Source organism: Glutamicibacter nicotianae, assembly GCF_016907615.1.
GTDB lineage: Bacteria > Actinomycetota > Actinomycetes > Actinomycetales > Micrococcaceae > Glutamicibacter > Glutamicibacter nicotianae.
On record NZ_JAFBCH010000001.1, the window covers coordinates 2,061,096 to 2,084,980 of the forward strand.

21 protein-coding genes are annotated in these 23,885 nt (G+C 61.4%); 7 read left to right on the forward strand and 14 right to left on the reverse strand.

Annotation, left to right across the window (positions count from 1 at the left end; translation table 11 throughout):
• Positions 1 to 44: 44 nt before the first annotated feature.
• Positions 45 to 1,403 (forward strand): DUF349 domain-containing protein, encoded by a 1,359-nt coding sequence (locus tag JOE62_RS09865; RefSeq protein WP_204722221.1) that lies wholly within the window; start codon positions 45 to 47, stop codon positions 1,401 to 1,403.
• Between the two features lie 60 nt (positions 1,404 to 1,463).
• Positions 1,464 to 2,087, forward strand: a complete 624-nt coding sequence (locus JOE62_RS09870; RefSeq protein WP_204722222.1) for a hypothetical protein — start codon at positions 1,464 to 1,466, stop codon at positions 2,085 to 2,087.
• Between the two features lie 22 nt (positions 2,088 to 2,109).
• On the opposite strand, the gene JOE62_RS09875 is transcribed toward JOE62_RS09870, so the two are convergent.
• The 9 genes from JOE62_RS09875 to pdxT form a co-directional block, all read right to left on the reverse strand.
• Positions 2,110 to 4,377, reverse strand: coding sequence for a RelA/SpoT family protein (locus JOE62_RS09875; protein ID WP_204722223.1), 2,268 nt, complete (start codon positions 4,375 to 4,377; stop codon positions 2,110 to 2,112).
• A gap of 237 nt (positions 4,378 to 4,614) precedes the next feature.
• Entirely contained in the window at positions 4,615 to 5,583 is a 969-nt protein-coding gene (gene secF, locus JOE62_RS09880) for a protein translocase subunit SecF (RefSeq protein ID WP_038991171.1), read from the reverse strand.
• A complete protein-coding gene (secD, locus tag JOE62_RS09885) occupies positions 5,576 to 7,318 on the reverse strand; it encodes a protein translocase subunit SecD (RefSeq protein ID WP_204722224.1) in 1,743 nt (580 codons plus the stop codon). Before secD ends, secF begins: the two co-directional genes overlap by 8 nt.
• Before the next feature lie 60 nt (positions 7,319 to 7,378).
• The gene (gene yajC / locus JOE62_RS09890) at positions 7,379 to 7,789 is read right to left on the reverse strand and encodes a preprotein translocase subunit YajC (RefSeq protein ID WP_223308723.1); all 411 of its coding nucleotides are present in this window, start codon (positions 7,787 to 7,789) and stop codon (positions 7,379 to 7,381) included.
• 187 nt (positions 7,790 to 7,976) lie between these two features.
• Positions 7,977 to 9,026 carry a Holliday junction branch migration DNA helicase RuvB gene (gene ruvB, locus JOE62_RS09895; RefSeq protein ID WP_128470234.1) on the reverse strand — a complete coding sequence of 350 codons (1,050 nt, stop codon included), beginning with the start codon at positions 9,024 to 9,026 and terminating at the stop codon, positions 7,977 to 7,979.
• Between the two features lie 26 nt (positions 9,027 to 9,052).
• Positions 9,053 to 9,670, reverse strand: a complete 618-nt coding sequence (gene ruvA / locus JOE62_RS09900) for a Holliday junction branch migration protein RuvA (protein WP_204722225.1) — start codon at positions 9,668 to 9,670, stop codon at positions 9,053 to 9,055.
• Positions 9,671 to 9,777: 107 nt separating this feature from the next.
• Complete coding sequence (gene ruvC, locus JOE62_RS09905; RefSeq protein WP_149596944.1) at positions 9,778 to 10,377, reverse strand: crossover junction endodeoxyribonuclease RuvC; 600 nt, start codon at positions 10,375 to 10,377, stop codon at positions 9,778 to 9,780.
• Between the two features lie 3 nt (positions 10,378 to 10,380).
• Entirely contained in the window at positions 10,381 to 11,139 is a 759-nt protein-coding gene (locus JOE62_RS09910) for a YebC/PmpR family DNA-binding transcriptional regulator (RefSeq protein WP_204722226.1), read from the reverse strand.
• Positions 11,140 to 11,142: 3 nt separating this feature from the next.
• Positions 11,143 to 11,769, reverse strand: coding sequence for a pyridoxal 5'-phosphate synthase glutaminase subunit PdxT (pdxT, locus tag JOE62_RS09915; RefSeq protein WP_239543330.1), 627 nt, complete (start codon positions 11,767 to 11,769; stop codon positions 11,143 to 11,145).
• Positions 11,770 to 11,912: 143 nt separating this feature from the next.
• Here pdxT and JOE62_RS09920 point away from each other — a divergent pair, with 143 nt between their 5' ends.
• Positions 11,913 to 12,746, forward strand: coding sequence for an aldo/keto reductase (locus JOE62_RS09920; RefSeq protein WP_204722227.1), 834 nt, complete (start codon positions 11,913 to 11,915; stop codon positions 12,744 to 12,746).
• 41 nt (positions 12,747 to 12,787) lie between these two features.
• Positions 12,788 to 13,423 carry a DUF6226 family protein gene (locus tag JOE62_RS09925; protein WP_204722228.1) on the forward strand — a complete coding sequence of 212 codons (636 nt, stop codon included), beginning with the start codon at positions 12,788 to 12,790 and terminating at the stop codon, positions 13,421 to 13,423.
• Positions 13,424 to 13,428: 5 nt separating this feature from the next.
• On the opposite strand, the gene JOE62_RS09930 is transcribed toward JOE62_RS09925, so the two are convergent.
• On the reverse strand, positions 13,429 to 14,634 hold the full coding sequence (locus JOE62_RS09930; protein ID WP_204722229.1) for a CapA family protein: 1,206 nt from the start codon (positions 14,632 to 14,634) through the stop codon (positions 13,429 to 13,431).
• A gap of 76 nt (positions 14,635 to 14,710) precedes the next feature.
• Here JOE62_RS09930 and JOE62_RS09935 point away from each other — a divergent pair, with 76 nt between their 5' ends.
• Positions 14,711 to 16,723 carry a M3 family metallopeptidase gene (locus JOE62_RS09935; RefSeq protein ID WP_204722230.1) on the forward strand — a complete coding sequence of 671 codons (2,013 nt, stop codon included), beginning with the start codon at positions 14,711 to 14,713 and terminating at the stop codon, positions 16,721 to 16,723.
• Positions 16,723 to 17,490 (forward strand): GNAT family N-acetyltransferase, encoded by a 768-nt coding sequence (locus JOE62_RS09940; RefSeq protein ID WP_073706187.1) that lies wholly within the window; start codon positions 16,723 to 16,725, stop codon positions 17,488 to 17,490. The genes JOE62_RS09935 and JOE62_RS09940 overlap by 1 nt, the downstream gene beginning before the upstream one ends.
• A gap of 74 nt (positions 17,491 to 17,564) precedes the next feature.
• Here JOE62_RS09940 and JOE62_RS09945 read toward each other — a convergent pair whose 3' ends face one another.
• Positions 17,565 to 18,125 carry a dihydrofolate reductase family protein gene (locus JOE62_RS09945; protein WP_204722231.1) on the reverse strand — a complete coding sequence of 187 codons (561 nt, stop codon included), beginning with the start codon at positions 18,123 to 18,125 and terminating at the stop codon, positions 17,565 to 17,567.
• A gap of 694 nt (positions 18,126 to 18,819) precedes the next feature.
• Here JOE62_RS09945 and JOE62_RS16650 point away from each other — a divergent pair.
• Positions 18,820 to 19,029 carry a hypothetical protein gene (locus JOE62_RS16650; RefSeq protein WP_338085776.1) on the forward strand — a complete coding sequence of 70 codons (210 nt, stop codon included), beginning with the start codon at positions 18,820 to 18,822 and terminating at the stop codon, positions 19,027 to 19,029.
• Between the two features lie 548 nt (positions 19,030 to 19,577).
• Here JOE62_RS16650 and pdxS read toward each other — a convergent pair.
• The 3 genes from pdxS to thrS all read right to left on the reverse strand — a co-directional run bounded on the left by pdxS (position 19,578) and on the right by thrS (position 23,817).
• Positions 19,578 to 20,480 (reverse strand): pyridoxal 5'-phosphate synthase lyase subunit PdxS, encoded by a 903-nt coding sequence (pdxS, locus tag JOE62_RS09955; protein WP_073706185.1) that lies wholly within the window; start codon positions 20,478 to 20,480, stop codon positions 19,578 to 19,580.
• Positions 20,481 to 21,211: 731 nt separating this feature from the next.
• Positions 21,212 to 21,778, reverse strand: a complete 567-nt coding sequence (locus JOE62_RS09960; RefSeq protein ID WP_204722232.1) for an HIT family protein — start codon at positions 21,776 to 21,778, stop codon at positions 21,212 to 21,214.
• A gap of 23 nt (positions 21,779 to 21,801) precedes the next feature.
• On the reverse strand, positions 21,802 to 23,817 hold the full coding sequence (gene thrS, locus JOE62_RS09965) for a threonine--tRNA ligase (protein ID WP_204722233.1): 2,016 nt from the start codon (positions 23,815 to 23,817) through the stop codon (positions 21,802 to 21,804).
• Between the last annotated feature and the right edge of the window lie 68 nt (positions 23,818 to 23,885).

Below are 23,885 nucleotides of genomic sequence, written 5' to 3' on the forward strand. Positions count from 1 at the left end.
GAGTTGGCTAAAGCAAGTGCTCGTAAAGTGAAAGAGTTTCAGCGGTGACCACCAGTCAGCAATCCGACGACAGCCAGAAGACCCCCTTGCCACAGGCGCAGAAGCCTGCCGCAAAGCCGGTTGTAGCGCCAAGCGTCGCACACACCACTCCCCTCGATGAAGCGGCCAAGTTCGCCCGCGTGACCGAGGACGGCCACGTCTTCGTGATCATCGACGGCGCCGAGTCCCCCGTGGGCCAGTACCCGGACGCAACGCAGGAAGAAGCCCTGGGCTACTTCGTGCGCAAATACGACGACGCGCTCTCGCAGCTGATGCTGCTCGAGCAGCGTGTAGTTGCCAAGGCCCCGGCCGGCGAGCTCAGCAAGGCTGTGCAAGCGCTCTCGGCAACCGTCGCAGAGCGCCACATGGTCGGGGACATCCCGGCGCTGGAATCCCGTCTGGAAGATGTCCGCGTCGCCGTCGACGCGCTGTCCAGCGAACAGCGCAAGGCCAACGACGAGGCGCGTGCCGAGCAGCTCGCTGCCCGCGAGGCCATCGTCGAGCAGGCCGAGGCCCTGGCCGCCAAACACCCGGAACAGATCCAGTGGAAGACCGCTTCGGCCACCATGAACCAGCTGTTCGATGCCTGGAAGGGCGCGCAGCGTTCCTCGGTCCGCCTGCCGCGCGCCACCGAGGATGCGCTGTGGAAGCGGTTCCGTTCGGCCCGTACCACCTTCGACCGCCACCGCCGCGCGTACTTCTCGCAGCTGGATTCGACCAACGCGGCCGCCAAGGAAGTCAAGGAAGAACTGATCGCCCGCGCCGAGGCGCTGCAGGGGTCGACCGACTGGGCTGCCACGGCCGCCGAGTACCGCAAGCTCATGGATGAGTGGAAGAAGTCGCGCCGCGCCTCGCGCAAGGATGACGACCAGCTGTGGAGCCGCTTCCGCGCCGCCCAGGATGTCTTCTTCCAGGCTCGCGCCGCGGCCAACGCCAAGATCGATGAAGAGTACGCCCAGAACCTCGTGGTGAAGGAAGCACTGCTGGAAGAAGCCCGCGCGCTGCTTCCGATCAAGGATCTGGCTACCGCAAAGAAGGAGCTGGATTCGATCCGCACCCGCTGGGAAGAAGCCGGCAAAGTGCCGCGCAACGACCTGCAGCGCATCGAATCGGCACTGCGCCAGGTCGAGGACGCGGTCAAGGGTGCCGAGGACGAGCAGTGGCGCCGTTCCAACCCGGAGACCAAGGCCCGTTCCAACTCCATGCTCTCGCAGCTGCAGGACACCATCGCCGCCTTGGAAGATGATCTGGCAGCAGCGCAGGCCAAGGACAATGCCAAGCAGATCGCGGCAGCCCAGGAAGCCCTGGATGCACGCCGCATGTGGCTGAGCACCTTGGAGAAGTCGGCAGCCGACTTCCAGTAAGTAATCCACAGATCGCTTGCAACCCGCCAACGCGGCGGTGCGGACTGGTTCAGTAGCTCTATGGAAACGAGAAATTCCGCAGCTACCGGACCCCGCGCCGCCGCGTTGCGCATTCCCGGGGATCTCTGGATCGCCGGCGAGATGTTCACCCGCAACGAGTTGGACGCCATGGCTTCCAACGGCTTATTGCGCGAGGTGCTTGGAGATTACTTCCTGCCCAGCAGCATCCAGGTCAACGCCTCGGTGCGTGCCCGCATTGCGGGCTTCGCCTGCGGCCGGGAACTGGTCCGCGATGCAGTGCTGGCGCGGCAGACCGCGGCCTGGATCCACGGGCTCTTGCCCTCGGTCTTCACCTTGTGCATATACACGAAGAACTACCATCGACCCTTTTATCCCGGGCACGGCCTGAAGGCCGAATTCGCCCAGATGCAGGTGCCAGATACGCAGATGGTGTTCCGCAGCCGTATCAAGGTCACCACGGCATTGCGCAGCGCCTGCGATTGCGCCAAATATGATCCATTGCCCATTGCCAGCCGGGTGCTGGGCACCGTCATATCCCTGGCAGACCCCTACCTGAGCTTGGATCTGATCCGGCAGGCGCTGGATAGCGAGGATCCGTCACCTGAACGATCCAGGGCGCTGCGCCTGGTGCAGTCCTTCTCCGGCACAGCACAGGCCGCATAGGCCGCGCGGCCGGCCAGGCAAGTTACCGGCGCGATCCTGCAGTGGTGCGGTAGACATCGTAGACGCCGTCAATCCGCCGCACTTGGTTGAGCACATGGCTCAGGAACTTCGGGTCACCCATTTCGAAGGCGAAGCGCGAAATGGCAACACGGTCCTTGCTGGTCTGCACACTGGCGGACAGGATGTTCAGATGGCTTTCGGAAAGGATCCGGGTCACGTCGGAAAGCAGCGATTTGCGGTCCAGCGCCTCGACCTGGATCTCAACCAGGAACACGCCGTGGTGCTTGTTGGCCCATGTGACGTTGACGAGTCGATCGGGCTGTTCGGCGAGCTGCGTCAGGTTCAGGCAATCCGTGCGGTGCACCGAGACGCCGGCACCTCGCGTGACGAACCCTTGGATCTCATCTGGCGGCACTGGAGTGCAGCAACGCGCCAGCTTGACCAGCACGTCGCCCAGGCCTTCCACGATCACACCGGCCTCATTGCCCGTAGACGGACCAGGAGCGACCGGGTGGATAACCGCTTCCTCATCGACCTGTTCGGCTTCTGGCGGGCCGATCAGAGCCGTTAGATGCTCGATGACGTTTTGCGCACTGGTATGGCCGTCGCCCACCGACTGGTACAGCGCAGAAATGTCAGTGTGGTGCAACTCGTTGGCTACCGCGGTGAGCAACTCGTGCGTCATCAGCTTCTGCAATGGCAGCTGGTTGCGACGCAGTTCCTTTGTCAGCAGCTCCTTGCCCTTTTCGATGGCCTCTTCGCGGCGCTCCTTGGAGAAGTAGCCGCGGATCTTCGCCTTGGCCCGCGGCGACTTGACGAAATTCTGCCAGTCCTGGGATGGGCCGGCGCCTTCGGCCTTGGAGGTAAAGACCTCCACCACATCGCCCTGCTTGAGTTCGGTATGCAGAGGCACGAGCTTGCCGTTGACGCGCGAACCGATGGTTCGGTGCCCTACGTCGGTGTGAATCGAGTAGGCGAAGTCCACCGGTGTTGCACCCACCGGCAGGGACATGATGTCGCCCTTCGGGGTAAACACGTAGACCTCGGCGGAGCTGATGGTGTAGCGCAGCCCGTCCAGGAATTCTTCGGAGTCGGCGGTGTCGGCCTGCCATTCCATCAGGGAGCGCAGCCAATCCATGTTCTGCTCCGGAGAGAGCATGGAGTTGTCGGTCTGGCCATGCTTGTACTGGAAATGCGCGGCGACGCCGTATTCAGCGCGCACATGCATGTCATGGGTGCGGATCTGGATTTCCACGGGCTTGCCCTCGGGACCCATCACCGTGGTGTGCAGCGACTGGTAGAGATTCAGCTTCGGGATGGCGATGTAGTCCTTGAAGCGGTTGGGCAGCGGATTCCACTCCGCGTGCACGACGCCCAGCGCGCCGTAGCAGTCCTTGACGGTATCGACCAGGATCCGCACGCCCATCAGGTCGTGGATGTCGTCGAAGTCCTTGCCGCGCACGATCATCTTCTGGTAGATCGAATAATAGTGCTTGGGCCGGCCGGATACCGAGGCGTTGATGGCCACATCTCCCAGATCGCGCGAAAGGGTCTGGCGGATTGATGAAAGGTACTTCTCGCGCTCAGGGGTGCGGTCGCCGACCATGCGGACGATCTCCTGGTACACCTTGGGATGCAAAGCGGCGAAGGACAGGTCCTCCAGCTCCCATTTGACCGTGTTCATGCCCAGGCGGTGTGCCAGCGGAGCGAAGATTTCCAGGGTTTCCTTCGCCTTGCGGGAGGAGGATTCCGGCGAGACATAACGCCAGGTGCGGGCATTGTGCAGGCGGTCGGCCAACTTGATCAGCAGCACGCGGATGTCGCGGGACATCGCGACGACCATTTTGCGCACGGTTTCGGCGGGGGCCGCATCGCCGTAGGTGACCTTGTCCAGCTTAGTCACGCCGTCCACCAGCATGGCGATTTCTTCGGAGAATTCCTTCTTCACCGACTCGAGGGAGTACTCGGTGTCTTCGACCGTGTCATGCAGCAAGGCAGCGGCGAGAATCGAACCGGTCATGCCCATTTCTGCCAAGATCGTGGCGACCGCGACCGGGTGCGTGATATAGGGGTCGCCGCTCTTGCGCTTTTGGCCCTCATGATATTTTTCTGCGACCTCGTAGGCCCGGACCAGCAAATCCAGATCCGCCTTCGGATGCTTGGACTTGACCGTGCGCAGCAGCGGTTCGAGAGTCGGCGATGTGCTCGGGGTGCTCCCCCGACCTGCAAAGCGCACCAAACGAGAGATAGAGCGTCGTTTCGAATTGTTCAGGTTAGGCGTATTCGCCATGCCCGCTCCTTCCCGTTGCCGTTGGAATTGTCCCGAAGCCTGAATGGAACCCGGTCAAATCCATCGGTAGTTTCGGGCCGCCAGATCACCGGTGGCCGTGCACTTGAAAAACACCTTCTTTAGTTCAAACGTTATAGCACGTTCGCGCGGTGACAACTAATTACGCATCTTCCAGCTTAAGCGAAATGGTGCCCCCGGCATCTGCCGGGGACACCATTTTCTAGACTTCAGATTGCGTTAGAGCGCTGCCATCTTCTTGTCGTGCGCAACCACGTCCTCGTCCTTGTGGCGCAGCCAGTGGAACATCGGTGCCTGGACGAACAGGGTCGACAGGGCCGAGACGATGATGCCGACGAACAGCGCCAAAGACAGGTCCTTGAGAGTACCGGCTCCCAGCAAGTAGGAGCCGATGAACAGGATCGCGGCCACCGGCAGCACGGCCACAACCGAGGTGTTGATCGAGCGGACCAGGGTCTGATTCACCGCGAGGTTGACCAGCTGCTCGAAGGTGCGCTTGGTCTGCTGGGTGTAGTCCTTGGTGTTTTCGCGGACCTTGTCGAAAACCACCACGGTGTCATACAGCGAGTAGCTCAGGATGGTCAGGAAGCCGATGATCGCGCTCGGCGTGATTTCGAAACCGGTCAGCGAGTAGATGCCCGCAGTCACGATCACCACTGCCATCAGGCCGACGATCGCTGCCAGCGACATCTTCCAGGTGCGGAAGTATGCTGCCATCAGCAAGCCCACCAGGACCACGAAGACGACCAGGCCAAACAATGCCTGGCGTGAAACGTCTTCACCCCAGGTCGGGCCGATGAAGTTGCTGGTGACTTCGTCGCTGCTGACGCCATAGTTCTTCGCCAGCTGATCGGCAATGGCCAGGGTCTGGTCATCGCTCAAACGCTCGGTCTGCACGCGCATGGTGCCCGGAGCAATATTGGTCACCGTTGCCTCAGATCCCGAAGCCACCGAGCTGACTGTCTCTTCGCCAATCGAGATATCCGTGTTCTGCACATCCGAAACGGTGAATTCAGAACCGCCGCGGAAGTCGATACCCAGATTGAAGCCGCCCTTGACCACCGGGATCAGGATGGACAGGATCACCAGGATGCCGGCGATCAGGAACCACAAGCGGTGCTTGGAGGTGAACGGGTAGGAACGCTTGCCGGTGTAGAGCTCGTTGCCCCAAGTGACTAGCTTATTCATTGTTCTCCTCCTGGGCCTTGGCCTGCGTGCTGCCAGACGCGTTCGAGCCAGCGGACTGCTCGGCCTGTGCGCGGCGGCGTTCGGCAATGGTCATGCGCTTCGATGCCTCAGTCGATGCCTTCGCATTCTTCTTGCCGCGATTTGCCGCAACATTCTCATCGAAGCGGCGAACCTTGCCCGCGCCCTGGTACAGCGGCTTGACGCCAAGCAACGATGGATCCATGCCCGACATCGGGTGGCCGTTGGCGAAGAACTTGGTGCGTGCCAGCAGCACCAAGGTCGGGTGGGTCAGGCCGTACACGACGATGAGGTCGATGATGGCGGTCAGGCCCAGGGTGAAGGCGAAGCCTCGTACGTTGCCCACGGCAACGATGTAGAGCACTATTGCGGCCAGCACGTTCACTGCCTTGGATGCCAGAATGGTGCGCTTGGCGCGCTTCCAGCCGATATCCACGGCGCTTGCCAGCGGCCTGCCTTCGCGCAGCTCATCGCGCACGCGCTCGAAGTACACGATGAACGAGTCGGCGATGAGGCCGATTGCAACGATCAGGCCGGCGACGCCTGCCAGCGACAGGCGGTAATTCATGCCCCAGCCCAGCAGCACCAGCGCCAGATAGGCGAGCACGCCGGAAACCAGCAGCGACGCGATGGTCACCAAGCCCAGAGCCCGGTACTGGAACAGCGAATAGATGAAGACCAGAACCAGGCCGATGATGCCGGCGATGAGGCCAGCGGTCAGCTGGTCAGCACCCAGAGTTGCGGAAACCTGGCGCTCGGACTGGATGTCGAAGCTGATTGGCAGTGCGCCGTACTTCAGCTGCTCGGCCAACGCCTGCGAGCTGTCCTGGGTGAAGCCGCCGGAGATCTGCGGGCGGCCATCGGAAATCACTGCATTGGTGGTTGGCGCCGAAATGGTTTCGCCATCAAGCACGATAGCGAACTGGTTCTGCGACCCCTGCAGGGCAATCAGACGCTGGGTGGTATCGGCGAAGAGCTTGGTGCCTTCGGCGTCGAACTCGATAACGACGACCCATTCGCCGGTCACCGATCCATTGACGCCGCGGGCCAACTGGGCGTAGGCGTCCTTGATCATGTCACCGGAGATTTCCTGCGGGCCAAGGATGTACTTGACACCCATCTCGCGGTCGCAGGAGATCATTGGCTTGTCTGGGTCGGCGGCTTCGCCACCGCGATCCTTGAGTTCTGCCTCGCAGTCGTAGCCTTCGAACTCCTGGAACAGCTCTGGGGTGATCCAGTTGGTATCCGATGGATTCTCCGGCTTGCCGCTAGGCTTTGGCAGGTCTTCCTTGGGGGTCCGGTCTTCCTTCGGAGTGGCCGCGAAGCCACCGGTGATCAGCACCGGGCGGAATTCCATGTTGGCCGAGGCCTGGATCAAATCGCGGGTGGTCTGGTCCGGGGTACCGGGCATCGATACCACGACGTTGCGTCCGGACTGGGTGGTGATTTCCGATTCGGTGACACCGGAACCGTCCACGCGCTGGCGGATGATCTCCACCGCTTGGTCCAGCTGCTCTTGGTTGATCGCCTCGTCGCCCTGGACCCGAGGGGCCAGGATCATCTCGGTGCCGCCTTCGAGGTCGAGGGCCAGCTTCGGCCCCCATCCGGTTTTGCCGTTCACCGCACCACCCACCAACACTCCGGTTGCGATGATGAAGACGACCAGCAACCACAGCAACGCTTTGCGCGCCTGTTTAACAGGTCTGATTGATGACATCTAATGTGCTTTCTGATTCGGGTGGCTTGGCCTTCAGGCCACCGCTATGCTGCCCGGGACTTAGGCGTTTCGCTCGTCCTTGCCCTCGTCGTTCAAGCGACGCAGGGACTCTTCCGGGGTTTCGGTTGCGTTGGAGGGTGCTGCTGGTTCGTCGGCAGCGGCCGGGGCTGCCGCATCCTTGTCCAGGAAGGTGGCGATGGCCTGGCGGTGCAGGGTCAGCACCACGCCTGGCGAAACCTCAACCTGTACGCGATCCTCTGCGTCTACACCGACGACGGTGCCGAAGATGCCCGAGTTGGTCATCACCTTGGCGCCTGGCACGGTGTTGTTCTTCAGCTTCTCCTGCTGGGCGGCCTGCTTCTTGCGGCCGCGGAACATCATGAAGATCAGCACTGCAAACAGGGCGACCATCAGGATCAGCGAAGGGTTGAAGCCGCCACCAGCGGCCTGTGCGATTACGAGAGGATTCACGTATGTACCTGCTAACGATTCGTTGCGATTTGATCTGGAGTTCTGGGATGCCGCTGCGCCATTTTCTGGCGCGAAACAGCAAAGACGCCCCACCTTACCCTGAAATGGGCACAGGTCGGGCGTCTTTAGTCTAATGGGTCACGGTGAACCGGCAGGCCATTTACGCGGGCAGTGAAGTAATGCTTGCCTAATCCTCATCGTTTTCATAGCTTTGCGCACTGGCGAAGATGGCATCCTTGGGCATGGCCAAGCCCAGATGCTCCCAGGCCCCGGGCATGGCGATACGTCCTCGAGGAGTCCGGCCCATCAATCCTTCGCGCACCAGGTATGGCTCGGCGACGGTTTCGACGGTCTCGGTTTCTTCACCCACGGCAATAGCCAGGGTCGACAGGCCCACCGGTCCCCCGCCGAATTTCGTGCACAATGCTTCCAGCACACCGCGGTCCAGGCGATCCAGTCCACGCGCATCGACCTCGTACATGTCCAGGGCGGCAGCCGCAGCCTTGGCATCGATCTCTTCGAGCTTGTGCACCAGGGCCCAGTCGCGCACCCGGCGCAGCAGGCGGTTGGCGATACGCGGGGTGCCGCGGGAGCGCCCTGCGATCTCGGTGAACGCAGCTGAGGTCACGCTCAGATCCAGCATCATGGCCGAACGGCGCAGTACCAGCTCGAGTTCCTTGACCGCGTAGAACTCCAGGTGCCCGGTGAAGCCGAAGCGGTCGCGCAGCGGCCCGGGCAGCAGGCCCGCGCGCGTGGTGGCCCCGACGAGCGTGAAGGGCGGCAGCTCCAGGGGAATCGCGGTAGCGCCAGCTCCCTTGCCGACGACGATGTCTACGCGGAAGTCTTCCATTGCCATGTAGAGCATTTCCTCGGCAGGCCGGGACATGCGGTGGATTTCATCGAGGAACAGCACCTCGCCCTCGGTCAGCGAGGAGAGGATCGCGGCCAGGTCGCCGGCGTGCTGGATGGCCGGGCCGGATGAGATGCGCAATGGCGCGTTCATCTCGGCGGCGATAATCATCGACAAGGTGGTCTTGCCCAGCCCGGGCGGACCCGAGAGCAGTACGTGGTCCGCGGTGCGTTCGCGGATCTTGGCCGCTTCGAGCACCAGCGAGAGCTGCTGGCGCACCCGGGACTGGCCGACGAAGTCGTCAAGGTTCCGCGGGCGCAGGGCAGCTTCGATGACCCGTTCTTCGGGTTCGCTGCCGGCGTTCGTGAGCCCGGTGGAGTCATTCATGAAAAGTCGATCCTCTCGCAGACCGCTTAGACGCGGGTTCCGCTGGACATACTGCGCAGCGCGGCACGCAGGATTTCAGCGACGTTGCCTGTGGCTACGACATCCGGATCGGCCTTGGACAGCGATTTCAGGGTGCTTGTTGCATCCTTTTCGCTCCAGCCCAGTCCGGTCAGCGCCTCGATCACCTGCGGTTCCCAGACGCTGGCGGTATCGCCGCCGGACACCGGCGCAACAGGCGCGCCCGTCGGGACCAGCTTGCCGTTCAGTTCCAGCACGATCCGGCTGGCGCCCTTGGGGCCAATGCCGGACACCTTGGTGAATGCGGCAGTGTCCTTCGTGTTCGCCGCGATACGCACTTCTTCAGGAGAATGCACGGCCAGGATGGCCAGGCCGGTACGCGGCCCGATGCCCGATACGGAGATCAAGACCTCGAAGACATCCCGCTCCTCCGCAGTGGCGAAGCCGAAAAGGGTCATCGAGTCCTCGCGCACCACCATGGAGGTGAAGACCGTTGCCTTGCGCCCTTGATGCAGGCCGGACAGCGTTCCGGGGGTGGCGTTGACCAGCATTCCAAACCCGTTAACGTCGATTACCGCGGTGTTCAGTGCAACCGCCTGCACGGTGCCGGTCAATGAGCTGATCATGCCACTCCTTGGGATGTATGTTCGATCGAACCCAGTTTATCGAAGATACCTACGAATATCGATCCGCCGTGTTTCCCGGTGGGTCGAGGTTATTTCCCGGCCGCCGACTAGCGGCGCACCGCGCGCCGCTTGGCTGAAGCTTCGGCGGCGATCCATGCCTGCTGCGCACCTGTCAGCTGCGAGGACCCGCCGGCATGCACTGCAGAGGCCGAGGCGTTCGAGCCAGTGGCCGCACCGCGCCAGCCATGGGTGATCGCCAGGGCCACCGCGTCAGCGGCGTCGGCTGGCTTTGGCGGTTCATCAAGCCGGCAGATCTTGGCAATCATCTTGCCGATCGCCGCCTTGGTCGCTTGGCCGGAACCGGTCACCGCTGCCTTGACCTCCGTCGGTGTATGCAGCGCGACGGGGATGCCGCGTCGTGCCGCTGCGGTGATCACCACGCCGGTGACCTGGGCGGTGCCGATCACCGTGGAGACGTTCGCCGAAGCGAACACGCGTTCCAGGGCGAGCACGTCGGGCTGATGCTGGTCCAGCCACGCCTCGATCGCGTTGGCGATCGTCAAGAGCCGGGCATCGAGCGGGGTGCCCGGCGGGGTGCCGGCGACGGTGACGTCCACCAGCGAAACTTGCCTGTTTGCAGCGACGTCGACCACTGCAAGACCGCAACGGGTCAGGCCGGGGTCGACGCCGACAACACGTAAGGCCAAGCCCTACTGCTCTTCGTCCAATGCGGCGCGAACCTCATCGGAGAGATCTGCGTTGGTGTAGATGCCCTGGACGTCGTCCAGTTCTTCCAGCGCGTCGTAGAGCTTCAGGAATTTGCGGGCTCCGTCGACATCCAGGTCCACCTTCATCGACGGCAGGAATTCCATTTCGTCGGATTCGTAGGCGATATCGTTCTCGTCCAGCGCCGCTGCGACCGCGCGCAGGTCCGAAGGATCGCACACGATGGCGAAGTTCTCGTCCTCGTCCAGGATCTCGTCAGCACCGGCATCCAGCACGATCATCAGCAGGTCGTCTTCGGTCAGCTCACCCTTGGGCAGGCGCACGACGCCCTGGCGGTTGAACAGGTAGGCCACCGATCCCGGGTCGGCGACGGTGCCGCCATTGCGGGTGATGCCCACGCGAACCTCGGAGGCAGCGCGGTTCTTGTTGTCGGTCAGGCACTCGATCAGCAGCGCCGAGCCCTGCGGGCCGCGTGCTTCGTAGATGATCTCGGTGTAGTCGACGACCTCACCGGTCAGGCCAGCGCCACGCTTGATCGCGCGGTCGATGTTGTTGATCGGCACGGAGTTCTTCTTGGCCTTGCTGACGGCAAGTTCCAGCGCCGGGTTGCCGGACAAGTCGGCTCCGCCGGCACGGGCTGCAACTTCAATGCCCTTGATGAACTTGGCGAAGGCCTTGGCGCGCTTGGCGTCGATCGCCGCCTTCTTGTGCTTGGTAGTTGCCCATTTGGAGTGGCCTGACATGCTTTAAGCGTCTCCTCGCGTGAGATTGATGAAAAATTGATGGATAGCCGTGCTGCCGGTGACTTCCGGGTGAAAGCTGGTTGCCAACAATTTTCCCTGGCGTACTGCAACAATTCTACCCTGTCCGTCATTCGGCCCGGCTTGAACGGTGCTGATCACCTCGACGTCCGGGCCGATTTGCACGGCTTCCGGGGCGCGGATGAACACCGCTTCGAGAGTGTCCCCGTTGAAGTCCAGCTGGTGCTCGAACGAGTCGACCTGGCGCCCGAAGGCATTGCGCTTCACCGTCATGTCGATGCCGCCGAAGCTTTGCTGGACCGCGCCATCCCGCGCGATTGCAGGATTCTCAATGCGATCGGCCAGCATGATCATTCCAGCGCAGGAGCCGTAGACCGGCATCCCTTCGGCAATGCGATCCTTGATGGGATCGGCCAACCCGTAGTTACGGGAGAGCCGGTCAATTACGGAAGACTCGCCGCCGGGTAGCACCAGCGCGTCGACCTGCGCCAAATCCTCGACTGTACGCACCATTTGCGCACGTTGCCCAAGCCGTTCAAAAGAGGCCAGATGTTCGCGGAAATCCCCTTGCAGCGCGAGGACGCCTATTTTCGGCATGGTTGTAACCTTCATGGTGTTCGGTGGCTGGCGGCACGGAAATGCGCCGAAACAACGTTAAACCCATGGATGCCCTGCGCCGGTTTTGTTTCCCGGTGTGTCGTGAATTCTTCGATGCAACCTCCCGGCAGCCCGTGAAGCTTGGTAGCTTCGGGAACGTGATTGCTGATATTTCTTCCTTCGAACTTGCCGGTGGCGTGAGCATGCCTTCCGTTGGCTTGGGCACGTGGCCCATGCGCGGCCAGGAGGCGGTCACCGCGGTTCGTTCGGCCCTTGACGTCGGCTATCGCCGCGTGGACACGGCGGAGAACTATGAGAACGAGGACGCCGTCGGCCAGGCCTTGGCGCAGAGCAGGCTTGACCGCGATGAATTCTTCGTGACGACGAAGTTCAACAAGAAGTGGCATTCGGCCCAGGGAGTGCGCCAGGCGTTAGAGAATTTCCTGGCCCGCCTCGGCCTTGATTATGTGGACCTGTTCCTGATCCACTGGCCAAACCCGCAGCAGGACACCTACGTCGAAGCTTTCACGGAGCTGGTAATGCTCGTAGACGAAGGGAAAATGCGAGCTGCCGGAGTCTCGAACTTCAAGCCATACCAGTTGCAGAACATCCTGGAAGCAGGCCACAGGCCGGCGCTGAGCCAGATCCAGGTGGATCCGGAGCGTCAAAGCGCCGAATGGCAAGCTTTCAATACGGAGCATGGCGTGCGGACCGAAGCCTATTCCCCATTGGGACGGCAGAAGTCCGACTTCCTTTCACATCCGACTCTGGCACAAATTTCCGGGGCGCATGGGAAGAGCAGCGCGCAGGTGACGCTCCGCTGGCATGTCCAGTCCGGGCGTGCGGCCGCACCGAAATCGGCCGATCCCCAGCGGCAGCGCGAGAACTTGGATATTTTCGATTTCCACCTCACGCAGGCAGAAATGGCCGCCATCGATGCCATGGATACCGGAGCCGGCCCCTTCACCGATTCGGACGAATTCGGGCATTAGGCCCTTACTGCCATGGTTTGACGCAACAGGAGGAACCGAGCATGCTCAGGGGCTACAAGCGGCCAGACATTAAATTCGCGGAGTACGTCGACGAGCTCGATACCCCAATCCCCTATGGCGAGCGTTGGAATGGGGAGCCGGATAGTGAAAGTTATTCGGTGACCGAACATCCGGAACGTTTTGCTCCCGTGCAGCAGGTAGCCCGGGCGTTGCTGAGCTGGATGCAGGAGCAATTCGAGGTGCGCTGCTTCGATGATCTCGGACTGGCCGCCGAACTGCGGATTCCGCCGGACACCGTGGTGAGTTCTGTCCGGATCCTTCCGGTGAATTCGCGCTGCGCTCCATTGGGCATGATCCTTACGACCTTTCCCGGGGTGCATCTGGAGCTCGGTGCGCTTTACCACGCGGTTTTCCCGACCTGCGGTTGCGACGCCTGCGATGAACACGTTCCCGAGATGATCGAGGAACTGGAAGCCCAGGTGGGGGCAGCCGTGTCCGGCGCGTTTCGCGAGTCCTTGGATATCGGCGCTGGCCGCCTCGTGCATCGTTTCGTTGCCAAGGAGACGGGATTCAGTGAGCAATCCGGCGGCCTCGATGACATATCGCCGGCCCAGCTGGCCAAAGCGCAAGCGATTCTGCCTCCAAACGGTGCATGGGAAGCGTGGCCCAGACGCTAGCTAGCTCAGTCCAGCGTCCACGCCTGCAGTCCATCCTCAAAGGCGCCATAGGCATTCACGGTGGCTTCACTGCGCTTCAGGGACGCTTGCCCATCAGCTTCCGGAACGCATCCATCAGCGTTGAAGACTTGGCACCACGCTACCGGCCCGTTCGACAACTGGTGCGGAACCCACCGCAAGTTGCTGACCTCCCATTCGCCAGGTTCGTCCTGGGTGAATGTTGCCTTCACGCTGATGCCTTCGCGGTTGAGAATGGTCGGCGTTGCATGCTTGGCCACAGAGTTTCCCAAACCGTAGACGATCCAGGTTCCGTCGTGCTTCTCAATGGGCAGGACCGAGTGGGTGTGGTGCATGTAGATGAAATCGAAGACGCCAGATTCTGCCAGGGCCTGGCCGAGTTTTCTTTGCGAGGCGGTCGGCTCGGTGGTGTATTCAGCTCCATCGTGCACGGCTGCCACCACGATGTCCGCTCCGGACTTGCGCGTTTCCTTGCCCCGGGTAATCAGCTCCTGCGCATCCACTCCGGTATCGACCTGCCAGTGAGCTGCTTCCGGCAGTCCGTTAAGCGAATAAGTGCTGGTTACTACCCCGAGCTTCACCCCGTTTGTTTCCAGGATGGACGGTTTTTCGGAGTCCTTTTCGTTGCGGTAGGAGCCTGTCGCAAACAGCCCATTGGACTCCAGCGCATCGAGTGTTCGTTCGACTCCGGCCGTACCGGCATCGACCGTGTGATTGGTGGCAGTGGTGCATCCGTCGTAGCCAATGGCTTCGAGATCGGTGAGGATTTGTTCCGGGACGGTGAACCGCGGATACCCGGAATACGGAGGGATACCAATTGGTGTCTCCAGATTGCAAAGCGCGACATCTGCGTCCTGGACATAGGGGGCCAGGCCCGCCAGCAATGGGCTGAAATCGTAGTCCTCGCCATTGCCCGATTGTGCGCCAGCTGCCTTCTCGGCTTCATCCAATAGCTGAGGATGCAGCAAGACGTCTCCGGTGACCATCAGCGAGAGTTCTTCGGGACTCGACGGTGCGGCAGAGCTATCCTCCGTGGTTGGACTTGAAGCCGGATCCGATGAGGACTGAACGGAAGACTGCGGGGTTGCTGGTTCTTGATTGCTGCTCGGGATTGCAGAGCAGCCGCCAATCAGCAATGCGGCCATCAGCGTTGAACCAAGTGGAAGTAATGCGGACGGAGCACGTTGGGGCATGCATCGAGCCTAGCTCAGCTGGGCATGCGGGGTGTAAATGCAAGCTGAATCACTTTTTCCATGAAAACCTAGGCCTATGCAAAACCCTCTTCTGACTCCCAGCACCAGGCCCTACCAATGGCCAGCATTCGACCAGCTCACTGCTGAGCACTACCTGGAGGCGACCCGGATCGGCGCAGCCGAGCAGCGCGAAGAGCTGCAGCGCATAGTCGACGATACGCAGGAACCCACATTCGAGAACACATTCCTCGCTTTGGAAGCCAGCGGGCAGACCCTGCGCCGTGCGTTGATGACGTACTTCTCCGTGATTTCTGCCCATGGGACGGAAGATCTGCGGGCGATTCAATCAGAGATTTCATCGATCTGGTCCGAGCAGGAAGATGAGATCTACCTGAACCAAACCTTGTATTCGCGTTTACAAGCCTTGGATTGTGCGAGCCTCCAGGGTGAAGACGCCCGCTTAGCGGATCAAACTTTGAAGAATTTCCAATTGGCCGGGGCGGGCTTGGGCGATGCCGAAAAGGATCGCCTGAAGGCACTGAACGCGAAGCTGGCCGAACTTTCAACGCAGTTCGCTGACCTCGTGCTGAAGAATCAGAACGCCCATGCGGTGCACTTCGAGGATGCTGCGGAACTCGACGGCCTGTCCGGTCCAGCCATCGAGTCGGCAGCGGAGACGGCGAAGCAAGCAGGCCACGCGTCGGGCTACCTGCTGGCGTTGGTTTCTCCGACCCAGCAGCCGGTTCTGGAGTCGCTGTCCTCAAGCGAGTCCCGCCGCAAGGTGTTCAACGCATCAATGAGCCGTGGCACCGAGGAAAACGCGACAATTCACATTGCCGCCGAAATGGCGCAGCTTCGTGCCGAACGCGCCGCGCTGCTCGGATTCGCCAATCATGCCGAAACCGTGCTCGCCCAAGCCACCGCCCCTTCCACCGCTGCGGTGGAAGAGCGCCTCGCCGAACTGACGAAAGCTGCCACCGCAAACGCCCGGAGGGAAGCTGAGGTGCTCGGTGAGATTGCCGGTGCTGAAATCAACGCGTGGGATTGGAAATACTTCTCCAATCAGGTCCTGCGTGATCAGTACTCGGTGGATTCCGAAGCGCTGCGCAACTACTTCGAGTTGGACCGGGTGCTCATCGATGGGGTCTTCGCGACGGCTACCAAGCTATTCGGCATCACCTTCCAGGAACGGTTCGACCTGCCTGCCTACCACCCGGACGTTCGGGTCTTCGAAGTCTTCGACGCCGATGGCAAGCCTTTGGCGCTCTACACCGGAGACTATCTGGCCCGTGACACGAAGAAGGGCGGCGCGTGGATGACCAGCCTGCGCGATGCCGCTTCATTCCTGGAAGAACGACCGATCGTCACCAACACCTTGAACATCACCCCGCCTGCGCCTGGTGATCCAATCCTGCTGTCCATGGATGAGGCAAATACGCTCTTCCATGAGTTCGGCCACGCGCTGCACGGCATGTTCTCCAGTGGAAAATACGCTTCTCTTGCCGGCACCTCGGTCCCGCGCGACTTCGTGGAGTTCCCTTCCCAAGTCAACGAGATGTGGATGCTCCACGAGGATGTCGTCACCGGTTATGCAGTCCACCACCAGAGCGGCGAAGCGTTGAGCGAGGCGCTGATCGAGAAGATCCGCGCAGCTTCGCTATGGGGCCAGGGTTTTGCAACCACCGAGTACCTGGCTGCCAGCGTGCTCGACTGGGCCTGGCATACCATCAGCGCCGGGACCGTTATCGCCGATCCGCTGCAGTTCGAACAAGACGTGCTTCAGCAAGCCGGCTTCGATACCGAGCTGATTCCGCCTCGTTACCGCACCGGTTATTTCCAGCACATTTTCGCCAATGGATACTCCGCTGGCTACTACTCCTACATCTGGAGTGAGGTGCTCGATGCCGACACTGTGCAGTGGTTCGAGGAAAATGGCGGCTTAATGCGCGAAAATGGTAATCGGTTCCGTGAGGAACTGCTGTCGCGCGGCAATACGCGCGATCCCCTTGAGTCCTACGAGTTATTCCGCGGCCGCACCGCAGTGGTTGAACCGTTGCTGCGCCGTCGAGGATTGGTGAACGCAGAATAATGACCACTATTGCCTCCGCACAGGAAGCGCTAAGCCACTGGCACCAGGCACTGGCAGTAGCCACCGGCGGCAAAATCTTTACCACCCACGGATGCTCATGGGCCTGGCAGCCGGTACGCAAGCGCCTGATTCTGTTGTTTCCTGAGCAGCCGGAGCAGGCTGGCCTGCGCCCGGCGCTGGCCGAGGGCCACCGGCTAGGCGCCCGGCGCGTGGAAGCATGGGTCAACTCAGGCGCCCACTCGGATGAGCTGAAGGCAGCAGGATTCTCCGATAATGCACAAGTCTCATGGCATGCTGGCCCGTTGGCCATTCCCATGGATCGCTGGAACGGAAAGATCCGTTTGGGCAATAATGTGCCTGAGGCCTCCGGCGCTGATGCGGCCGAACTGAACGTGACGAACCTGTGGCGCGAGACCAGTACCCAGCTATCCAGCGGGCATCCGGCCTTGCGTCGTGTTGAGCATGCCTTGGCTCGCACCGACGAGGGAGAGATCGTCGGCCGGGGCTTTGCCCAGCAGGGCCTGAACGGACAGCTCATGGTGCATGCCCTAGCTGTAGGCAAGGAACATCGCCGCCATGGCATTGGCACCGCCTTGCTGCACGGCCTGTCGCGTTCCATGATCAATCCGCTGTCGCCTCCAGACGACGAGGTGCCGCAGGAGCTGCTCGCAGCGGCCACGCCGTCCAGCGCCGACTTCTTCAGCGCCAATGGGCTCAAGCTTCTTGGTCGCGGACGCCACATGGTGTTGCGCTCGTGGAACCAGTAGCGAACAGCTAAAACGGCGGGAACTTGACTGGCCACCGAATTTTCCGGTGGCCAGTCGAGTCTTTTAAAACTTGTTCACTTGGTTGGAAGGACCCGGTAGACGAGGCGGGCAAATGGCCCGGCTTTCCTTGCTTCAGCCAGTTCCAACCGGTCACTGCCAATGCTGCGCGGTAGCAATGCGGCTCCTGCAGACAATGCTGCTGGGGCAACAGTCAACGCCAGGGTGTCGAGTGCGTCAAGATCCAGGAACTGTCCCAGCAGCTCTCCTCCGCCGAGCACCCAGATGTTCTTCTCCCCCGCGGCCTCGCGGATTTCAGGCAAGAATTCTCCGACCGCACCATTGACCAAGCGGACGTCAGCGCCCTCGGGAATTGGCAGGTCCCGCGAGGTGAAAACATACGTGGTGATCCCCCGATAATATTCCTGCCACTTCTGCGGGTTCTCGATGAACTGCTCGTTCTTGATCAGCCATAGGTAGGTATTCGCTCCTTCCACATGCACGCCGACATTCTTGGGCAGCAGGTCCGGGTCGGGGTCTTGGGCCCCCGGAACATCGAAGAGCCATTGCAGGCTATAGTTTTCATCTGCCAGAAAGCCGTTGAGGGTGACAGCTGCGTCGAAAATGATCTGGCCCATGCTCTCTAGTCTGCCATGTCCGGAGCACTATAAGTACGACTCCACTGGGATCAATTCGCGCTTGCGCCACGCAAGTTCCGTGACGGACGATAATGCTCGAACGCCAAGCCATCGACAACGAAGGTGTAGTGTGCCTGCTCAGCGATGGCCCCACTCGAGACCGGCACATGGGCCTTGACGTACACAAAACAATCTGCGCCGCCGAATGCCGCACCTCGGGTTGATATCTGCCGGCAGCGCCTGATCGGCATCTCCGAGCTTTAGCCCAATGCACGTGGTTGGTACACACCAGTGCGACCAGCAGCAAGGTCTGATCGAATTCTCAATCGGCATTTTCTGCTTGGCTCGACCCGAGAACTCGTCTCCGATCGCGGGAATTCGACCTACGGTCACCAATCGCCCATCTTCTAGGCTTTCGAATACATTCCGAATAGCCTTGAAATATATCCATCCTAGCTGAGCCTCCAACCCGGACTAGGCGCTCCTCGGATCTGAGCAAGCACTCACCCGAGGTCTTCGCCGAGGCGGAAGAACATCCAGTCACGGTAACCCGTCGTGACGGGGAGACACTGGTGCTGATGTCACAGCGGGAGGCCGATGGACGCGCCTGTCTACTGCACTTTGCTGCGCAATTGATCATCGTACCCCTCGACGACCGGGGTACCCTGGCTGAGCGCATGAGCCAGAACTTCCCATGGTGCTTGCCCAGTCGCCTGCTGATCGCGAGTCCTGTGCGCAGGAGCTTGTCGATGCTGCTCGGGCCTCATTCTCCACCAACCAGCTTCAATTGGCGATCTCGGAGCTGACCTCATGGAAAGAGACTGCTACGGCAGTCGCCGCGGGACTCGGCAGCGCCGATCTTGAGTGGCTCGATGACGTTGAGATCGCCGTGGAGCGCCCCTGATCGTGGCTGCTGCCAAGAAGGGGAATCTGGTCCCCGGCCTCCGAAGAAGGTCGGATACGAGATCCGCTTCGCTACCACCGATGCCCAGAAAGGATGGCGGGAACTGGTTGAGGCGATCTGAAATCCAATGTCGGACGCCTGGGACTTCCTCGCACGCAAACCCTAAGCCACCACTCCGACGAATTATCGGCTGAAAGGTGAACTCGGGACGGTCAAACGCGGTGGTCGATCCATGAGAGGTGGCAGCATAAGGCTGGTGCGACGGGTACCGCTCGGATCTGGTTCTACGTGAGTGGCCATACGGTGTCCTTGGAACAGGTGCACACCATTCATCGAAACGAGACGAACTAACTTCGAGCGGTGGCATACGCCGCGTCCGTTCCAGCGGTCAGCAATTGCCGGACTCGATTAGAACCTGGACATAGTTCTATCCAGACGCCGCTCCTGCACGGGTAAATGGTTGGGCCTCTGACCAGCAACCGGTCGCAAAGGCCCACGCCACCGAGAAGTTCGGTAGCGTGGACCTTTAGCACTTATGGAGTCAGGGCTTACCAGCCGCGCTCAGCCAAGCGGTGTGGCACCGGCACGTCGGCGACGTTGATGCCGACCATCGCCTCGCCCAGGCCGCGAGAGATCTTGGCCAGCTCGTCCGGGTTGTCGAAGAAGGTGGTGGCCTTCACGATGGCTTCGGCACGCTGCACCGGGTTGCCGGACTTGAAGATGCCCGAGCCGACGAACACGCCGTCGGCGCCCAGCTGCATCATCATCGCGGCGTCGGCCGGGGTGGCGATGCCTCCAGCGGTGAACAGCACGACCGGCAGCTTGCCGTTGGCGGCGACTTCCTTGACCAGTTCGTATGGAGCCTGCAATTCCTTGGCTGCAACATACAGCTCGTCCTCTGGCAGGGCGGACAGCTTGGCGATCTCTGCACGGATCTTGCGCATGTGGCCGGTGGCGTTGGAGACGTCGCCGGTGCCGGCTTCGCCCTTGGAGCGGATCATTGCAGCGCCCTCGTTGATGCGGCGCAGGGCCTCACCGAGGTTGGTGGCACCGCAGACGAATGGCACCGTGAACGGCTGCTTGTCGATGTGGTTCTCGTAGTCGGCTGGCGAGAGGACCTCGGACTCGTCGATGTAGTCGACGCCCAGGGACTGCAGGATCTGCGCCTCGACGAAGTGGCCGATGCGGGCCTTGGCCATGACCGGGATGGAGACCTCGGCAATGATGCCGTCGATCATGTCCGGGTCGCTCATGCGCGAGACGCCACCCTGGGCACGGATGTCGGCGGGAACGCGCTCCAGCGCCATGACTGCCACGGCACCGGCGTCTTCTGCGATACGTGCCTGCTCCGGGGTGACTACGTCCATGATGACACCGCCCTTGAGCATTTCGGCCATGCCGCGCTTGACGCGGTCCGAACCGACGACGGAGTTCTGGTTGTTCGTAGACATGGAGGAATGGTTCCTTTCGACACTGCGGTGACTCGTTTTGCCCCAGAATTTCAGGGTTTTAAGCGAGGTGGTACGCCAGTAATCGTAGAATCGCTTTGCTTTATTACCTCACGTGTTGCGTCACAATCCAGCATCGGGAGACTTGTCTACCGATCAGAGGTTAGTGCGTAACATAGCCTTTCGACACAAATGTACTAGTCAAACATATTTTAGGCACGTAGTTGAGGGTTTGCTTCCAGTACCTCAGCCACAGCCCCTTTTGCCGCCCCTTCACCCGCGTCATATTCCCCGGCATCCCATCGCACCGCTTCATCGGACATGCATCGCACTAGGCTCATGCCTCTTTGAATCGTTGCAGCCGCTTCCCGCAGTTATCAGGCATCGCCCAAGAGCCGCGTGGTCCAGGCGCGGGTATAAGACGGATCCGGGTCGTCGACACGTTCTTGGATGCCTGCGAGGCATTCCGCGAACTCATCAATCCCAGGGTTCCCCGCTTCCCTGACCTGAAGCCGCGCGCGATCATCTGCCGGACAGCGCCCAAGAGCCCTAGATGGTATTCGGACTCGCTCGGCGCCTCGACCGCGAGGCGTTGCGCCAAGTTTCCGCAACTATCTATGAGACACAGCTTTGATTCAGACCAGCATCGCGATTCTCGCGTTAAAATCGCGTTAAAAACCAGTGGCCCAGCAGGACATACTGATGTCCTGCCGGGCCCGTGAGCCGGCTAATGCCTAATTCAGTGTTTCGCTGTCCCATGCCTCGGCAATCGCGCTGCGGACCTCCGACAGGGTCTGCGGGATGGCTTTGGTCTGCGCGATGATCGGGAAGAAGTTCCCGTCGCCGTTCCACCGGGGCACGATGTGCTGGTGCAGGTGGGCGGCGATGCCGGCTCCCCCGGCTTCGCCCTGGTTCATGCCCAGGTTGAAGCCGGCAGGATTGGACACCTTGCGCAGCACGCGCATGGACTGCTGCGCCAGCGCCGCCATTTCCGCCGTCTCCTCAACCGTGATGTCGGTGTAGTTCGGCACGTGGCGGTACGGGCAGACCAGAAGGTGGCCGGGGTTGTACGGGAACAGGTTCAGGATCACGTAGCAGGTTTTGCCGCGGTGGACGATCAGCGCCTCCTCGTCGGTACGGCCAGGACCTGCGCAGAATGGGCAGCTGGCCTCATCCTTGACCTGGTCCTGCCCGCCCTTGATATAGGCCATCCGGTAGGGAGTCCACAGACGCTGGAACGAATCCGGCACTCCGGCGAGTTCGAAGTCGTCGGTGACGGACTGGTCTGCGTATTCCTGCATGCTCAATGGACTCCCTGTCCGAACTAGTTATTGTTGTCGCGGCTCTTGATGGCTTCAACGATACGGGCTACCGCATCATCGATGGGCACCTGGTTTTCCTGGCTGCCGTCGCGGAAGCGGAAGGACACGGCGTTCGCATCAGCATCTTCGCCGCCGGCGATGAGCACGAATGGAATCTTGTCCTTGGACGCGTTGCGGATCTTCTTCGGGAAGCGGTCCGACGAGTCATCCAGTTCCACGCGGACGCCCTGGGCCTTGAGCCTGGCGACAACCTCTTCGAGGTAGCCGTTGAAGGCCTCGGCCACGGGGATCGCGCGCACCTGCACCGGCGAGAGCCATGCCGGGAAGGCGCCGGCGTAGTGCTCGGTGAGCACGCCAAGGAAACGCTCGATGGAGCCGAACTTCGCGGCGTGGATCATCACCGGTTCCTGGCGGGTTCCGTCGGCAGCCTGGTACTCCAGGCCGAAGCGTGCCGGCTGGTTGAAGTCGTACTGCACGGTGCCCATCTGCCAGGTGCGGCCGATGGCGTCCTTGGCCTGGACCGAGATCTTAGGCCCGTAGAACGCTGCACCACCCGGGTCGGCAACCAGCTCGACGCCGGATTCGGTGGCCACGCGCTCAAGCACCGCGGTGGCTTCCGCCCACTGCTCGTCGGTGCCGATGAACTTGTCCGACTCCGGATCGCGGGTGGACAGCTCCAGGTAGAAGTCGTCCATGCCGAAGTCCTTGAGCAGCGAGAGCATGAAGTTCAGCAGGTGCTCGACCTCGGCTGGGGCCTGCTCCTTGGTGACGTAGGAGTGCGAGTCATCTTGTGCGAAACCGCGCACACGGGTCAGGCCGTGAACCACGCCGGACTTCTCGTAGCGGTAGACGTGGCCGAACTCGAACAGGCGCAGCGGCAGTTCGCGGTAGCTGCGTCCGCGGCCGCGGAAGATCAGGTTGTGCATCGGGCAGTTCATCGCCTTCAGGCGGTATTCCTGGCCCTGCTTGGTGATGTTGCCGTCTTCGTCGCGCTCCTCGTCGATGTGCAGCGCCGGGAACATGGTGTCCGCGTAGTACGGCAGGTGGCCCGAGGTGTGGAACAGCCCGTCCTTGGAGATGTGCGGGGTGCCCACGTACTGGAAGCCCTCTTCGACGTGGCGGTCGCGCACGTAGTCTTCCATCTCGCGCTTGATGATGCCGCCCTTGGGGTGGAACACCGGCAGACCCGAGCCTAGCTCGTCCGGGAAGGAGAACAAGTCCAGCTCGGCGCCGAGCTTGCGGTGGTCGCGGCGCTCGGCCTCGGCCAGTCGCTCCTGGTAGGCCTTGAGGTCTTCCTTGGTTGGCCAGGCGGTGCCGTAGATGCGCTGCAGCTGCTTGTTCTTCTCGCTGCCCAGCCAGTACGCGGCGGCCGAGCGGGTCAGTGCGAACGCGTTCTTGATCAGCTTCGTGTTCGGCAGGTGCGGGCCGCGGCACAGGTCCTTCCAGACGGTGTCGCCGGACTTGCGGTCGACGTTGTCGTAGATGGTGGTCTCGCCGGCGGCGACCTCGACGGTCACGCCTTCGCCGGAGGTGTCAGCGGAGTCGGCCTTGGCCAGCAGCTCGCATTTGTATGGCTCGTTGGCCATCTCGGCCTTGGCTTCCGCTGGGGATACTTCGCGGCGGACGAAGAGCTGGTTCTGGTTGATGATCTTCTGCATCATCTTTTCCAGCTGCTTGAGGTCTTCCGGTGTGAACGGTTCTTCGACGTCGAAGTCGAAGTAGAAACCATCGGTGATGTACGGGCCGATGCCCAGCTTGGAATCCGGGCGCAGCTGCTGCACAGCCTGGGCCATCACGTGGGCGGTCGAGTGGCGCAGCACCTCCAATCCTTCTGGATCGTTGATGGTTACGCGGGTGACAGTGGTTCCGGCTTCCAGTTCGCGGGCCAGGTCGCGCAGTACGCCATCGACGTGCATGACAACCACGTCCTTGTCATTGGCGAAATGCTGCAGACCGGTCGTTCCCGCGTCCACCTGTACCTGCTCGCCGTCAATGGTGAGAGTCAGCTGCTCGCTCATGAGATCGGGTTCTACCTTTCAATCTGTGATGGCTTCATAGCTTGTGGCATACCTTGGCCACAGCCAGC